Raw genomic sequence first — 14,169 nt, forward strand, 5'->3', positions numbered from 1 at the left:
GCAGGCTCTGTGGTGAAATGGATTCCGGGCTCAGCCCTTTGGGCCGCCCCGGAATGACGAGAGCATCAAGATTTCACTTCACCTTCACGAATGCGGCAAATGCATCGCCGTAATCCTTGTGCCAGCGCGACAGCGGCGGGCGGTTCTCGACGATGTCGCCGGCGGCCCACAGGATGCGGCGTTCGTCGAGCGCGCGCGGCACATCGTTGTCGGGGCAGAGGATGTAGAAATCGCCGGCTCCGAGGCGCTCGATCATGAAGTCGACGGTCTGTTCCGATGTCCAGGCGCCGGCCGGCTTCTCGGTGCGGCCGCGCGCGGTCAGCCCGGTGAAGACGAAGCCCGGGATCAACAGATGCGCCGTGAGCTTGCAGCCGTCGGTGTTGCGCAACTCGTGCTGCAGCGCCTCGGTGAACGCCTTCACGCCGGCCTTCGAGACATTATAGGCGGGATCGCCGGGCGGTGTGGTGATGCCCTGCTTGGAGCCGGTGTTGATGATCAGCCCGGGCCGGCCGTGCTTGATCATGTTGGGTGCGAAGGCCTGGGTGCCGTTGATCACGCCCCACAGATTGACGCCGAGGATGCGCTGCCAATTGTCCGCGGGTCCGAACATCGCGCTGCCGGGCTGAATGCCGGCATTGTTCATCAGGATGTCGGTGCCACCGAATTTTTTGGCGACGGCGGCCTCGAGGTTTGCGACCTCGTCGGCCCGGCTGACATCGACCGCTGCCGTCATGATATCAGCCGCACCGCCGGATGCCGCAGACGACAGTTTTGCCGCAGCCGCCTTCAGCCGGTCGTCGCCGAGATCGGCGATGCAGACCTTCATCCCGGCCTCGGCAAACCGCAATGCGGCGGCAAAGCCGATGCCGGATGCGCCGCCGGTGATCACGGCAACATGATTAGCTGATATCACGGGGTGGGGCATCACTGGTCTCCGGACTCATCTGTGGCTGAGGTTCAAAATCCATCGTACCATGCACGCCGGCGCATGGGAGGTTTTCATGCGTGCCGCCCTCGACAACGCTTGCTCGGCTTTACGGTTTCGCCCCTCCGTTGTAAAATCGCCGATATAACGCTTCCAGAAGACCTCAGCCGACAATTTGACAGGGAGTGCAAACATGGCTGTTTCGCAGGCTATTCCGATCACGCGCCATCCTTACGCCGACGGCTCCTACAAGAAGATGCTGATCGACGGCAAATGGGTCGACGCCGCCTCGGGCAAGACATTCGAAACCCACAACCCCGCAACCGGCGAATTGCTCGCGACCGTCGCCGAGGGCGATGCCGAGGACATCAACCGTGCGGTTGCCGCTGCGCGCCGCGCCTTCGAAGGGCCATGGAGCAAGGTGAAGCCGTTCGAGCGGCAGAACCTGCTGCTCAAGCTCGCCGAACTGGTCGAAGCCAATTTCGAGGAATTGTCCCAGCTCGATACGCTCGACATGGGCGCGCCGATCAGCCGCACCCGCGGCAACCGGCTGCGCGCGCTCGGCATGCTGCGGTACTACGCGGGCCAGGCCACCGCGATCCATGGCGAGACCATCGAGAACTCGCTGCCTGCCGAGATCTTCTCCTACACGCTGAAGGAGCCGATCGGCGTGGTCGGCGCCATCATCCCCTGGAACGGGCCGCTGACCGCCTCGATCTGGAAGATCGGCCCGGCGATCGCGACCGGCTGCACCGTGGTGCTGAAGCCGGCCGAGGAATCGCCGCTGACCTCGCTGCGCATCGGCGAGCTCTGCATGGAAGCCGGCATTCCGCCCGGCGTCGTCAACGTGGTGCCGGGCTATGGCGAGACCGCGGGCGCCGCGCTCGCCAATCATCCCGATGTCGACAAGGTCGCCTTCACCGGTTCGCACATCACGGGACAATCGATCATCCGCGCCTCGGCCGGCAACCTCAAGCGCGTGTCGCTCGAGCTCGGCGGCAAGTCGCCGGACATCGTGTTCGCCGACGCCGATCTCGATGCGGCGGTGCCGGGCGCGGCGATGGCGGTGTTCGCCAATTCCGGGCAGATCTGCAGCGCCGGCACCCGGCTGTTCGTCGAGCAGAAGGTCTATGACGAATTCGTCGGCCGCGTCGCCGAGTTCGGCAAGAAGCTGCAGGTCGGCAACGGCCTCGATCCCAACACCCAGATCGGGCCGCTGGTATCGAAGGATCAGCTCGACCGCGTCTCCGGCTATCTCGACATCGGCCAGAAGGAAGGCGCGAAGGCGCTGGCCGGCGGCGGCCGCCTCACCGAGGGCGCGCTGTCGAAGGGCTATTTCGTGCAGCCGACCGTGTTTGCCAATGTGCAGGACAGCATGCGCATCGCGCAGGAGGAGATCTTCGGCCCGGTCATCTCGGCGATCTCGTTCAAGGATCCGGACGAACTGATCAAGCGCGCCAATGCCACCACCTTTGGCCTCGGCTCCGGCGTTTGGACCACCAATGTCAGCAAGGCGCACCAGGTCGCGAAGGCGCTGCGCGCCGGCTCGGTCTGGGTCAATTGCTACCAGGCGATGGATCCGGCGGTGCCGTTCGGCGGCTACAAAATGAGCGGCTACGGCCGCGAGTCCGGCAAGCAGCACGTCGAGGAGTATCTCAACGTCAAGGCGGTCTGGATCAAGACAGGCTAGGGCCGCTTCTTACCTCTCCCCGCTTGCGGGGAGAGGTCGCCGCGCGTTTGCGCGGCGGGTGAGGGGGGACAGGTCTCAACGATCGGCGCGCTCGCTACCGCATGATTTCGGAATATTAGAATACCGCCCCGAACGCCACCCGCTCCTTTGCATGGGGTTGTTTTTCGATATTTTTGCAATAAGCCGTTGCGACGGCCTTGCGCCTACCGCCCTGCGGCCTTCCGTGGCTTGCCGATGTCGCTGCGCAGCGCTTCGAGATCCTTGCGGACCGCGGTCGCCGCATCGCGTTCGATCTTGCGGTAGCGTGCCACCAGGGACAGGCCGAACGGGGTCAGCACCGCGCCGCCGCCGTTCTTGCCGCCGGTCTGCCGTTCCACCGCCGCCTGGCGGCAGATGCGGTTGATCTCGTCGACCAGGTCCCAGGCGCGCTTGTAGCTCATGTCCATGGCGCGGCCGGCGGCCGAGATCGAGCCGCATTGCTTGATCTGCTCGAGCAGCAGGATCTTGCCCGGCCCGATGCGGTCTTCGGCATCGAGATCGATGCGGACGCTCAATGAGGGGAGCGATGTGGCGCTCGTTTTCGACATGGCAAGCCTGCTTGTCTGTTCGCTAGATTGCCACTACCTGCTTTTGCGAACAAGATGAACCCGTGAGATAACGGGCATGATCCGGAAAAGTGGCTACCGGTTTTCCGACAAGATCATGCCCACACCATAACGGAAACCACATCAGAATAATCGGGGTAGGCATGAATTCTCCGTCGCTGTTTTCGCCGCTCAAGGTTGGTCCCTATGAGCTGAAGCATCGGGTCGTGATGGCGCCGCTGACGCGGATGCGGGCGGCGCGGCCGAGTCTGGCGCCGCGGCCGATGAATGCGGAATATTATGCGCAGCGCGCCACGCCCGGCGGCCTGCTGATCGCGGAGGCCTCGCCGGTGGTCGCCACCGGCTTCGGCAATCCCGGCGTCCCCGGCATCTACAGCGAGGCCCAGATCGCGGGTTGGCGCGAGGTGGTGGACGCCGTGCACGCCAAGGGCGGGTTGATCTTCCTGCAGCTCTGGCACGTCGGCCGCGTCTCGCATTCCTCGTTCCAGCCCAATGGCGCGCTGCCGGTGGCGCCGTCGGCGGTCGCGATCCCCTCCGAGTTCAAGTGCATGACGGCGGACGGCAAGGTGGTCGAGTACGAGACGCCGCGCGCGCTCGAAACCAGCGAGGTCGCGCTGATGGTCGAGGCCTACCGGCAGGGCGCGAAGAACGCGCTTGCCGCCGGCTTCGACGGCGTCGAGATCCATGGTGCCAATGGCTATCTGATCGAGCAGTTCCTGCAATCGCGCAGCAATCAGCGCACCGACCGGTATGGCGGCGGAATCGAGAACCGCGTCCGCTTCCTGCTGGAGGTGACGCAGGCGGTGACCGAGGTGTGGGGCGCCGACCGCGTCGGCGTGCGGCTCTCGCCCTACGGCATCGCCAACGGCAGCGGCGAGGCCGACCCGATGCCGCTCTACAGCCACGCCATCAAGGCGCTGGACAAGTTCGGGCTCGCCTATCTGCATTTCATCGAGCCGCGCGCCTCCGGCACCGGCCGCGCCGAGGTCGATTGGCAGAACGTGCCGTCGGCGATGGTGCTGTACCGTCCGATGTGGAGCGGCGTGCTGATCACCGCCGGCAATTTCGTCGGCGAAACCGCCGCGAGCGCGGTCGCCGACGGCCATGCCGATGCGATCGCGTTCGGCCGCTACTTCATCTCCAACCCGGATTTGCCGCGTCGGCTGCAGCGCGGCTATCCCTTGACCAAGTACAACCGCGCGACCTTCTATGCCGGCGAGGAGAAGGGCTACACGGATTATCCCGAGCACGACGAACTGGCGCAGGCGTAGACGCGACCCGCGTCATTGCGAGGAGCGAAGCGACGAAGCAATCCATCGCTCCACAGACGCGGCTCGATGGATTGCTTCGCTTCGCTCGCAATGACGGTGGTTATATGTTTCCGGACGACCAGTTCGAGCCGACGAAAAAGCCAAAACCCGTGGCACTCGCAAAGCCCGCTTCAGGCCGATGCCTGTGCGGCAAGGTGCGGTTCGAGATCGACGTGCCGGCGCGCTGGGCCTGGCACGATCATACGCAGGCCAGCCGCCGCGCCCATGGCGCGGTCTATGCGACCTATGTCGGCAGCTGGAAGAAGCGCTTCCGTATCACGCAGGGCGCAAGCGAACTATCGCGCTATGAGGATGCCGCGACCAAGACGGCGCGCAGCTTCTGCGCCAATTGCGGCACGCCAATCATCTACGAACGCGCACGGTCGCCGCACATGGTCAACATCCCGCGCGCGCTGTTCTCGGGCCGCACCGGCCGGCAGCCGCTCTACCACATCGCGATCGAGGAATTGCAGGAATGGGCCTACACCGGCGAGCCGCTGGTGCCGCTGAAGGGCTATCCCGGCGTGGTCTGGCAGCGCTCGAAAAAGAAGAAGCGCAGCGAGCGCGAGGGGATGTTCTAGCGCCCGCCCGGCGTCAGGCGCGCGCCTGCGGAATGCGGCCATGACCGGCCGTTCGATTGCTCCACAAGCGCAAGTTTGGTCATCTCCCGGTTCCGTCGGCCAACGCGCCGACGGGCCTGGAGGGAACATGAAGAACCGCATTACCGGCCGCTCGGCCTTTCTGGCGTTGCTGAAGGATGAAGGCGTCACCCATCTGTTCGGCAATCCCGGAACCACCGAACTGCCGATCATGCATGCGCTAAAGGACCATCCCGATCTCACCTATGTGATGGCGATGCAGGAGAGCCTGGTGGTCGCGATGGCCGACGGCTTCAGCCGTGCCTCGGGCAAGCTGGTCGCCTGCAACGTCCATGTCGCGCCCGGCCTCGGCAATGCGATGGGCTCGCTCTATAACGCGAGCTTCACCGGCACGCCGCTGATCCTCACCGCCGGGCAGCAGGAGCAGGGCCACGGCCTGACCGAGCCGGTGCTCTACGGTCCGCTGGTCCAGATGGCGACGCCGCTGGTGAAATGGGCGGTCGAGGTGACCCGGCTGGAGGATTTGCCGCGCATCGTGCGCCGCGCCGCCAAGATTGCCACCACGCCGCCGACCGGGCCGGTGTTCATCTCGTTGCCCGGCGATATCCTCAATGCCGAGGCCGGCATCGAGCTCGGCCGTTCCACCCGGGTCGACAGCCGCGTCAGGCCGTCGGAGGAGTCGCTGAAGGCACTGGCCGCGCGCATCCTGAAAGCCGAGCGTCCGGTGATCATCGTCGGCGACGAGATCGTCAAAAGCGATGCGCTGCGCGAGGCCGCCGATCTCGCCGAAACGCTGGGCTGTCCGGCCTGGCAATCGTCGACGCCCTATGGTTCGCATTTCCTCTCCGAAAGCCCGAGCTTCATGGGCGCGATCGCGCGGTTGCAGAAGGTCGCCCGCGACGTGCTGGCGCCGCATGATCTTTTGATCGCGCTCGGCGGCGATCCGCTGCGGATGTCGGTCTACAGCGAGGTCGATCCGTTGCCGGACGGGCTCTCGATCGTGCAGGTCGGCCTGGTCGACAGCGATCTTGCCAGGAACTATGGCGCTGAGATCGCGGTGAAGGCAGATGTGAAGGAAACGCTGCGCGCACTGGTGCCGGCACTCAAGGAAGCGGGCGGCAGCGCGCTGGAGGCGCGCGCAAGGCAAGGCCTCGCGGCGCTTGCAGCGAAGAATTGGACGGCGAAGCGCAAGGCGCTGGTCGAGCAGATCTCGAAGGCGAGCCAGACCTCGCCGATCGATCCGGACTGGCTGGCGCTGCAGGTCGTCGAGGCGATGCCTGATAATGCGATCCTGGTCGACGAGGGCCTGACCTCGTCGCGGCAGATCATCGCGCTGCGCGCGCATCGCGATCGCTACGGCTATCACGCGCTGGCGTCGGGCGGCATCGGCTGGGGTCTGCCGGCGTCGGTCGGCGTCAGCCTTGCCAATCCGCAGCGCCCCGTGGTGTGCTATTCCGGCGACGGCTCGTCGATGTATTCGATCCAGTCGCTGTGGACCGCGGCCAATCACAAGCTGCCGCTCAACTTCGTCATCGTCAACAATGGCGGCTACCGCATCATCAAGCAGCGCCTGCTCGCCTTCCACGGCGACGACAATTATGTCGGCATGGATTTCATCGATCCGCCGGTCGATTTCGCCGGCGTCGCGCGCTCGCTCGGGCTCGAGGCGATCAAGGTCACCGACCCGCGGGAGCTGAAAGGCGTGCTGAAGTCGGCGTTCAGCCGTCCGGGTGCGAAGCTGATCGAGGTGATGGTCAGCAATGCGGTGAATTGAGCGTGCTTGCACATTCCCCGTCATCCTGAGGAGCGCGGAACGCGCGTCTCGAAGGGTCGACGGCCCGGCTGGTGGCCGTGCATCCACCCTACGCACCTACCGAGCCGCATTCCGTTTCACGCGATACCGGCTTGCCGGATGCGTCGCATCGAGCTTCGCACGCCCCTCGCCGAACAGCTTCTCGCGCAGCGTGCCCTTTGCGTACTCTTTCTTGTAGCGGCCGCGCTTGACGAGCTCCGGCACCAGCATGTCGGCGATATCCTCGAAATCGCCGGGCGAGATCGCGAACGCGACGTTGAGGCCGTCGACGTCGGTGTCTTCGAACCATTGCTCGATCTTGTCGGCGACCTGCTCCGGCGTGCCGACCACCACGGGGCCGGCGCCGCCGATGCCGACATGCTCGGCGACCTCGCGCACGGTCCAGACCCGGTCGGGATCGGCGCGGGTGACATTGTCCATCGCGGAGCGGCCGGCGTCGTTCTGCACGTGCCGTACCTCCTGGTCGAGCGAATAGGTCGAGAAGTCGACGCCGGTCCAGCCCGACATCAGCGCCAGCGCACCCTCATGGCTGATGTGGCTGCGATACTCGGCGTATTTCGCTTTCGCCTCGGCCTCGGTCGGCGCGACCACGATGCACATCATCGAGAACATCAGGATCTCGGCGGCGTTGCGGCCTTTCTCGGCGGCGAGCTCGCGGATCGCCGACACCCGGGGGCCGATCACCTTCGCCGACGGGCCCGACATGAACACGCATTCGGCGTGCTCGGCGGCGAATTGCCGGCCGCGCGGCGAGGTGCCGGCCTGGTAGAGCACCGGCGTGCGCTGCGGCGACGGCTCCGACAGATGGATCGCGTTGAGCCGGTAGTTGGCTCCCTCGTGCTGCACGCGATGCACCTTCTTTGGATCGGTGAAGATGCCGCGCGCGACGTCGCGGATCGCGGCGTCGTCCTCCCAGCTGCCTTCCCAGAGCTTGTAGACCAGCTCCATATATTCGTCGGCGAGCTCGTAGCGGTCGTCATGCGCGGTCTGCTTGTCCTTGCCGGCGCCGCGCGCGGCACTATCGAGATAGCCGGTCACCACGTTCCAGCCGACCCGGCCATTGGTCAGATGGTCGAGCGTCGACATCCTTCGGGCAAACGGGTAGGGCGGCTCGAAGGAGAGGTTGCTGGTGACGCCGAAGCCGAGATTTTCGGTCACCGCGGCCATCGCCGGGATCAGCATCAAGGGCTCGTTGGCCGGGGTCTGCGCCGCGTTGCGCAGCGCGGCATCCGGATTGCCGGCATAGACGTCATAGACGCCGAGCACGTCGGCGAGGAACAGGCCGTCGAATCGGCCGCGCTCCAGCGTCTTTGCCAGATCGATCCAGTAGGACAGCTTGTTGTAGTCCTTGGTGCGGTCGCGTGGATGGGTCCACAGCCCCGGCGACTGATGCGCCACGCAGTTCATGGCAAAGGCGTTGAGCCGGATCTGTTTTGTCATTGCCGTAACCTTGGTCGAAATCTTGCGCGCCGTGCTGCCCGGTTGGGCGTCCCGCATCAAATTGGTGCGACTTCCCACGTTTTGGCAAGGCCCCCTTCGCGATTCATACCCTTCCGGCGGCCAGCCGATCCCGATAGGTTGCGCACCCTCAGGAGTATGATCCGGATGTGCGAACCAGCTTTCCGGTGGGATCATGCCAAGACGCGACCGGACGAAGGAACAATCATGGCGACACGGGCCGACGCGATCGCAATCGCGCGAGAGCATTTTCAATCGGGACAGTTTCTCAGGGAGCTCGACCGCAGGGTCGGCTACCAGACCGAGAGCCTGAATGCCGACAAGGCCGGTGCGCTGCGCGCCTATCTGGTGGAGAATCTGCAGCCGGCCTTTGCCGAGCTCGATTTCAAGACCAGGCTGATCGAGTCGGCGACCGGCCGCGGGCCCTATCTGATCGCCGACTACCAGGAAGATGCCGCACGGCCGACCGTGCTGACCTATGGCCACGGCGACGTCGTCGACGGCATGGTCGGCGAATGGCGCGACGGGCTCAATCCCTGGCAGACCACGGTCAAGGGCGACCGTGTCTATGGCCGCGGCACCGCCGATAACAAGGGCCAGCATTCGATCAACATGGCCGCGCTGCGGGCGGTGAAGCAGGCGCGCGGCGGCAAGCTCGGCTTCAACGCCAAATTCATCATCGAGACCGGCGAGGAGATCGGTTCGCCCGATCTGCGCGAGGTCTGCGAGGCGCATCGCGAGGAGCTGAAGGCCGATCTGTTCATCGCCTCCGACGGGCCGCGGCTGTCGGCGGAGCGGCCGACCATCTTCCTCGGCTGCCGCGGCGGCAACCGCATCCATCTCGACGTCAATCTGCGCGAGGGCGGCAACCATTCCGGCAATTGGGGCGGCGTGCTCGCCAATCCCGCCACCATCCTGGCGAACGCGATCGCGAGCCTGGTCGACGGCAGGGGCCGCATGAAGCTCGAGATCCTCAAGCCGCCACCGATCTCGAACCGCGTCCGCGCCGCGCTGGCCGATGTCGAGATCAAGCCGATGCCGGACGAACCTCAGCTCGCGGAGGACTGGGGCGAGGAAGGCCTGACCGCGGCCGAGCGGCTCTATGCCTGGAACACGCTCGAAGTGCTGGCGATGTCGTCGGGCAATATCGACAAGCCGGCGAACGCGATTCCCGGCAAGGCGAGCGCGGTGCTGCAACTCCGCTTCGTGGTCGGCACCAGGCATCTCGAGGTGATCGACGCGGTGCGCGATTATCTGCACAACAACGGATTCCCGATGGTCGAGGTCTCCGGCACGCAACGTTTCGGCGCCTCGCGCACCGACATGGACAGCCCGTGGATTGACTGGGCGGCGAATTCGATCCGCGCCACCACCGGCAAGGCGCCGGCGGTGCTGCCGAACTTCGGCGGCTCGCTGCCGAACGACGTGTTTTCCGAAGGCCTCGGCCTGCCGACGATCTGGGTGCCGCATTCCTATCCGGGCTGCTCGCAGCACGCTCCCGACGAGCACATCCTGCTGCCGGTGACCGAAGAGGCGCTGACCATCATGGCCGGCCTGTTCTGGGATCTCGGCGAGGCGAAGCGTTAAGGGTTGACGGGCGTCCTACCTGGCCTAAGGCGCGAAGCGCGTCTTCGCCACTCTTGCCGGACATCCGCGTCTTACTCCGTCATCCTGAGGAGCGGCGTCAGCCGCGTCTCGAAGGATCGACGGCCACCAGCCGGGCCGTGCATCCTTCGAGGCTCGCAAGAGCTCGCACCTCAGAGGGTGTGATTTTTTTGGGGTTTCAGCGAGCATTATAGCCGAAAGCCGGCGCGGTGTGATTCTCTGGCGATGATGGATTCGCGGGAGGTGATGTTGGCTGCCGATGAGTTGTTTGGGGACCTGCCGGAGCAGGCGAAGCCACCAGCCGAAGCGGGCTTGCCCGGCGCTCCGCGGCTGCGTGAGCCCCAGCGCGACCAGATTGCGCTGCGAGCGGTTGATATTGAGAGCCTGATCGGGGAAGACCATCCGGTGCGGCTGATTTGGTCTTATGTCGAAGAGCTTGATCTGAGTGAGTTGGAGGACCGGATCAAGGCTCGCGGCGATCGTCCCGGTCACCCCGCGACCTCGCCCCGGCTTTTGCTGGCGCTGTGGCTCTATGCCGCCAGCGAAGGCGTTGGCAGCGCGCGGGCGTTGGAGCGGCTGTGCGAGAGCCACGATGCCTATCGCTGGCTGTGCGGCGGGGTGTCGGTGAACTATCACCTGCTGGCGGACTTCCGGGTCGGCAACGCCGATCTGCTTGACCGACTGCTCAGTGAGCATCTGGCAGCGTTGGCAAAGGCCGGTCTCGTCGATCTGGAGACCTTGGCGCAGGATGGCATGCGGGTCCGGGCCAGCGCCGGGGCGGCCTCGTTCCGGCGCGAGGCGACGCTGGATAAGCATTTGGCGCAGGCTGAGGCCGTGGTGGAAGACCTCAAGCGCGAGGTCGACACACGCTCGGACGCCAGCAATAAGCGTGCCCGGGCAGCCAAGGAGCGGGCCGCGCGGGAACGCAGCGCGCGGGTGAAGGCGGCGCAGACGGCGCTCGCCGAGATCAAGCAGCAGCGCAAGGAGCGCGAAGAAAGTCGCGGCAACGGCAAGACGCCGAAGGAGCCGCGGGCCTCCACGACGGACGCCTATGCACGGGTCATGAAGATGGCGAACGGCGGCTTCCGCCCCGCCTACAACGTGCAGGTGACGAGCGTGGCCGGGGAGCAGATCGTCGTCGACACCAGAATTTGCAACATCGGATCCGATCGCGGCCTGATGCGCCCCATGCTGGAGCGGCAGCGTGCGCGGCCCGGAGGGTTGCCCAAGGACCATCTCGTCGATGGCGGCTTTGGCAGTGCCGAGGACATCGAATGGGCCTATGCCGAGGGCATCGATATCTTTTGTCCGCCCACTCAATCCAAGCACGGTACCGATCCCTATCTACCGCGGCGCGGCGACGGTCCGGGGGTGTTGGCCTGGCGTGCGCGAATGGCGAGCGAAGAGGGCAAGGCCCGATACAGGTCCCGGTCGATCTGCGAGTGCATCCATGCCCGCTGGCGCAATTGGGACCTGCGGCAATTGACCGTGCGCGGCATCGAAAAGGTCCGTGCCGTCGTGCTCTGGTACGCCCTCGTCAACAACATCCTGCAAGGCAACCGCCTCTCCAGAGCCTAAACAACGGGTCATCGCCGAACTCGAACTCAAACCTGCCAATTGCTGCGACGAACAGCCGCCAAAAACTCCGCAGGAGCCGAATCCGTCACAAGCTCTCAGGATGACGGGGAAGAGGTGCGTGCCCGGCGAGCACAAGGCCGGGTATGCTGAGTTGAGAGACTGTGGCCGACGCTGCCAAGGAAATTCAATGACACTGTCAACTTCGGCCGACGCTCAGCGCGCAACTGTGGTCGACAAGCAGAACATCACCCGCCTGATCGTGGCGACCTCGGTCGGCAATGCGCTCGAATGGTACGACATCTCGGTCTACGCCTATTTCGCGGTCTACCTCTCCAAGGCGTTCTTTCCGGCCAATGATCCGACCACATCGCTGCTGCTGACCTTCGGCAGTTTCGGCCTGTCGTTCCTGGTCCGTCCGATCGGCGGCATCGTGCTTGGCGCCTATGCCGACCGGCACGGCCGCAAGGCCTCGCTGATGCTGTCGATCGTGCTGATGACGTTTGGCACGCTGGTGCTGGCGTTGATGCCGACCTTCGAGACCATCGGCATCCTGGCGCCTGTTGCGGTGATGCTGGCGCGGCTGGTGCAGGGATTTTCGGCCGGCGGCGAGTTCGGCTCCTCGACCGCGTTCCTGGTCGAGCACATGCCGGAGCGGCGCGGCTTCGTCGCGAGCTGGCAGTTCGCCAGCCAGGGCGTCAGCGGCCTGCTCGGCGCCGGCTTCGGGCGCGCTGCTGACGTCGGTGATGAGCCCGGAGGATCTGCAATCCTGGGGCTGGCGGCTGCCGTTCCTGTTCGGCGTGCTGATCGGGGCCCGGTCGGCATCTACATCCGCAACCATGTCGACGACGCGACGCCGCCGCCCGGGGCCGGCAAGCAGGATTCGCCGGTCCGGGAGGTGCTCGTGCGGCAGAAGCTCGCCACGCTGCTGGCGATCGGCGCGCTCGCGGTGTCGACCGCGGTGAATTATCTGATCGTCTACATGCCGACCTACGTCGTGAAGACGCTGAAGCTGCCGCCGACGGTCGGGTTCATGGCGGCGCTGGTCGCGCAGACCGCGGTCGCGCTGCTGGCGCCGATCGCAGGATACGTCTCCGACAAGATCGGACGCACCACGCACATGATCCTGTTTGCGCTATTGCTATTGGTGTCGATCTTTCCGGCCTTCCTGCTGCTCACCGGCAAGCCGACGCCTGTCATCATCCTGCTCGGCGTGCTCTGGCTCGGCGTGCTCAAGTCGCTGTACTACGGGCCGCTGGCCGCGCTGATGTCGGAGCTGTTTCCGCCGGCGACGCGTGCGACCGGGCTCGGTCTCAGCTACAACATCGGCGTCACATTGTTCGGCGGCATGGGGCCGGCGATCATGACCTGGATGGGTGGCTTTGCGCTGATCGGCCAGCTCGCGCCGGGCTATTATCTCACCGCGGTTTGCATCCTCAGCCTTGGCGCGCTGTTCACCATCCGGAGGATGCGGCTGGCATGATCGGAAAAGTGCGACGCGGCTTTTCCTCGCGACAAACGCGGAGCGCGTTTGCGCGGAGATCATGCTCAAATGGCGCCTGATTTCGCGAAGCGAAATTCGGATACCTTTGTTGCTGCAAAGCAGCGTAGATCATCGAAATCGAAGTTTCATCTGACGAAAGTATACGGTGTCCGGCACGCATCATCCGTCTTAGGATGAGGTGCGCCGGACGCGCCACTCGTCGTGCCCGGTTCAAGGTTTGGAATTGAGGCAAGGAAGGCCAGGGCATGAACGCCTCCACGACTGCGACCGCGCGCACCAGCCGCAAGAGGCCATCACCGGAGCCGGGCCAACCCGACAAGTTCAACGCGATCCAGAAAGTCTGCGCGATCCTGCGGGTGCTGGCGCAGCGCTCGCCGCTGCGGCTGACCGACATCGCCGACACCACCTCGCTGAACAAGGCGACGGCGCTGCGCATCCTCAATTCGCTGATCGAGGAGGGTTTTGTCTCCAGGGTCGCCGGTGCCAAGACCTACGAGCTCGGCCAGGAAGCGCGGGTGATGGCGGTCGGCGCGCGCCGCTCGGTCGACATCGCCGAGCTGGCACAGCCGAGCCTGCTGCGGCTGTCGGAACGTTCGGCCGATACCGCGCTGTTGTCGGTACGATCCGGCGTCGAGGCGCTGTATCTGGCGCGCTCGGTCGGCAACCATCCGCTGCAGCCGAACTATTTGCAGATCGGCAGCCGCCGTCCGCTCGGCGTCGGTGCCGGCGCGCTGGCGCTGCTGGTCTGGCTGCCGGATGCCGAGATCGAGGCCGTGATCGAGGTGATCGTGCCGCGGCTGGCGAAATCGCCGCGCATCACGCCAAAGTTTCTGCGCGAGCGGATCGCGGTGGCGCGCAAGGCCGGTCATACCGTGCTGCTCGACGCCGCATTCCCCGGAATGGGCGGCGTCGGCGTTCCGGTCCGCGACGATGCCGGCGAGGTGGTCGCGGCGCTCTCGATCGGTGCCGCAACCGACCGCATCCGCCGCCGCGAAGCCGAGCTCGCCGACATGCTGAAGAAGGAAGCCCAGGTGCTGGCCCGCGCCTTGGCCCAGGCGCCGAAGCCCGGCCGCAGCGTCAAGTGA

General features: G+C 65.4%; 11 protein-coding genes. 8 read left to right on the top strand and 3 right to left on the bottom strand.

Translation table 11 applies throughout. From position 1 onward, the window contains the following. Window positions 1-73: 73 nt before the first annotated feature. Window positions 74-925 carry an SDR family NAD(P)-dependent oxidoreductase gene (locus ACVMB0_RS14155; protein WP_461346650.1) on the bottom strand — a complete coding sequence of 284 codons (852 nt, stop codon included), beginning with the start codon at window positions 923-925 and terminating at the stop codon, window positions 74-76. Between the two features lie 193 nt (window positions 926-1,118). Between ACVMB0_RS14155 and ACVMB0_RS14160 the strand changes: the two genes are divergently transcribed. Continuing rightward, window positions 1,119-2,615, top strand: coding sequence for an aldehyde dehydrogenase family protein (locus tag ACVMB0_RS14160; protein WP_461346651.1), 1,497 nt, complete (start codon window positions 1,119-1,121; stop codon window positions 2,613-2,615). A 203-nt stretch (window positions 2,616-2,818) separates the two neighbouring features. Here ACVMB0_RS14160 and ACVMB0_RS14165 read toward each other — a convergent pair whose 3' ends face one another. After that, window positions 2,819-3,202 carry a winged helix-turn-helix domain-containing protein gene (locus ACVMB0_RS14165; RefSeq protein ID WP_456750256.1) on the bottom strand — a complete coding sequence of 128 codons (384 nt, stop codon included), beginning with the start codon at window positions 3,200-3,202 and terminating at the stop codon, window positions 2,819-2,821. Between the two features lie 161 nt (window positions 3,203-3,363). Between ACVMB0_RS14165 and ACVMB0_RS14170 the strand changes: the two genes are divergently transcribed. The 3 genes from ACVMB0_RS14170 (at window position 3,364) to ACVMB0_RS14180 (ending at window position 6,903) form a co-directional block, all read left to right on the top strand. Beyond that, window positions 3,364-4,491 (top strand): alkene reductase, encoded by a 1,128-nt coding sequence (locus ACVMB0_RS14170; RefSeq protein WP_456750255.1) that lies wholly within the window; start codon window positions 3,364-3,366, stop codon window positions 4,489-4,491. A 104-nt stretch (window positions 4,492-4,595) separates the two neighbouring features. Beyond that, window positions 4,596-5,111 carry a GFA family protein gene (locus ACVMB0_RS14175; protein ID WP_461346652.1) on the top strand — a complete coding sequence of 172 codons (516 nt, stop codon included), beginning with the start codon at window positions 4,596-4,598 and terminating at the stop codon, window positions 5,109-5,111. A gap of 127 nt (window positions 5,112-5,238) precedes the next feature. Next, window positions 5,239-6,903, top strand: a complete 1,665-nt coding sequence (locus ACVMB0_RS14180) for a thiamine pyrophosphate-binding protein (protein ID WP_461346653.1) — start codon at window positions 5,239-5,241, stop codon at window positions 6,901-6,903. 96 nt (window positions 6,904-6,999) lie between these two features. Here the strand turns inward: ACVMB0_RS14180 and ACVMB0_RS14185 are convergent, their stop codons facing one another. Further along, window positions 7,000-8,382, bottom strand: a complete 1,383-nt coding sequence (locus tag ACVMB0_RS14185; protein WP_461346654.1) for an LLM class flavin-dependent oxidoreductase — start codon at window positions 8,380-8,382, stop codon at window positions 7,000-7,002. Window positions 8,383-8,607: 225 nt separating this feature from the next. Between ACVMB0_RS14185 and ACVMB0_RS14190 the strand changes: the two genes are divergently transcribed. The 4 genes from ACVMB0_RS14190 to ACVMB0_RS14205 all read left to right on the top strand — a co-directional run bounded on the left by ACVMB0_RS14190 (window position 8,608) and on the right by ACVMB0_RS14205 (window position 14,169). Next, window positions 8,608-9,987, top strand: coding sequence for a M20 family metallopeptidase (locus ACVMB0_RS14190; protein WP_461346655.1), 1,380 nt, complete (start codon window positions 8,608-8,610; stop codon window positions 9,985-9,987). A gap of 264 nt (window positions 9,988-10,251) precedes the next feature. Next, entirely contained in the window at window positions 10,252-11,583 is a 1,332-nt protein-coding gene (locus ACVMB0_RS14195) for an IS1182 family transposase (protein WP_456756372.1), read from the top strand. Window positions 11,584-11,770: 187 nt separating this feature from the next. Further along, complete coding sequence (locus tag ACVMB0_RS14200) at window positions 11,771-13,063, top strand: MFS transporter (protein ID WP_461346656.1); 1,293 nt, start codon at window positions 11,771-11,773, stop codon at window positions 13,061-13,063. A 266-nt stretch (window positions 13,064-13,329) separates the two neighbouring features. After that, a complete protein-coding gene (locus tag ACVMB0_RS14205; protein WP_456750249.1) occupies window positions 13,330-14,169 on the top strand; it encodes an IclR family transcriptional regulator in 840 nt (279 codons plus the stop codon).

The organism is Bradyrhizobium sp. USDA 4451 (genome assembly GCF_054822585.1).

Excerpts from the sequence above, each read along its gene's own strand:
- ACVMB0_RS14200 (WP_461346656.1), top strand. The coding sequence starts at position 11,771 with ATGACACTGTCAACTTCGGCCGACGCTCAGCGCGCAACTGTGGTCGAC.
- ACVMB0_RS14205 (WP_456750249.1), top strand. The coding sequence starts at position 13,330 with ATGAACGCCTCCACGACTGCGACCGCGCGCACCAGCCGCAAGAGGCCA.
- ACVMB0_RS14195 (WP_456756372.1), top strand. The coding sequence starts at position 10,252 with ATGTTGGCTGCCGATGAGTTGTTTGGGGACCTGCCGGAGCAGGCGAAG.
- ACVMB0_RS14185 (WP_461346654.1), bottom strand. The coding sequence starts at position 8,382 with ATGACAAAACAGATCCGGCTCAACGCCTTTGCCATGAACTGCGTGGCG.
- ACVMB0_RS14165 (WP_456750256.1), bottom strand. The coding sequence starts at position 3,202 with ATGTCGAAAACGAGCGCCACATCGCTCCCCTCATTGAGCGTCCGCATC.
- ACVMB0_RS14170 (WP_456750255.1), top strand. The coding sequence starts at position 3,364 with ATGAATTCTCCGTCGCTGTTTTCGCCGCTCAAGGTTGGTCCCTATGAG.
- ACVMB0_RS14175 (WP_461346652.1), top strand. The coding sequence starts at position 4,596 with ATGTTTCCGGACGACCAGTTCGAGCCGACGAAAAAGCCAAAACCCGTG.
- ACVMB0_RS14160 (WP_461346651.1), top strand. The coding sequence starts at position 1,119 with ATGGCTGTTTCGCAGGCTATTCCGATCACGCGCCATCCTTACGCCGAC.
- ACVMB0_RS14190 (WP_461346655.1), top strand. The coding sequence starts at position 8,608 with ATGGCGACACGGGCCGACGCGATCGCAATCGCGCGAGAGCATTTTCAA.
- ACVMB0_RS14180 (WP_461346653.1), top strand. The coding sequence starts at position 5,239 with ATGAAGAACCGCATTACCGGCCGCTCGGCCTTTCTGGCGTTGCTGAAG.
- ACVMB0_RS14155 (WP_461346650.1), bottom strand. The coding sequence starts at position 925 with ATGCCCCACCCCGTGATATCAGCTAATCATGTTGCCGTGATCACCGGC.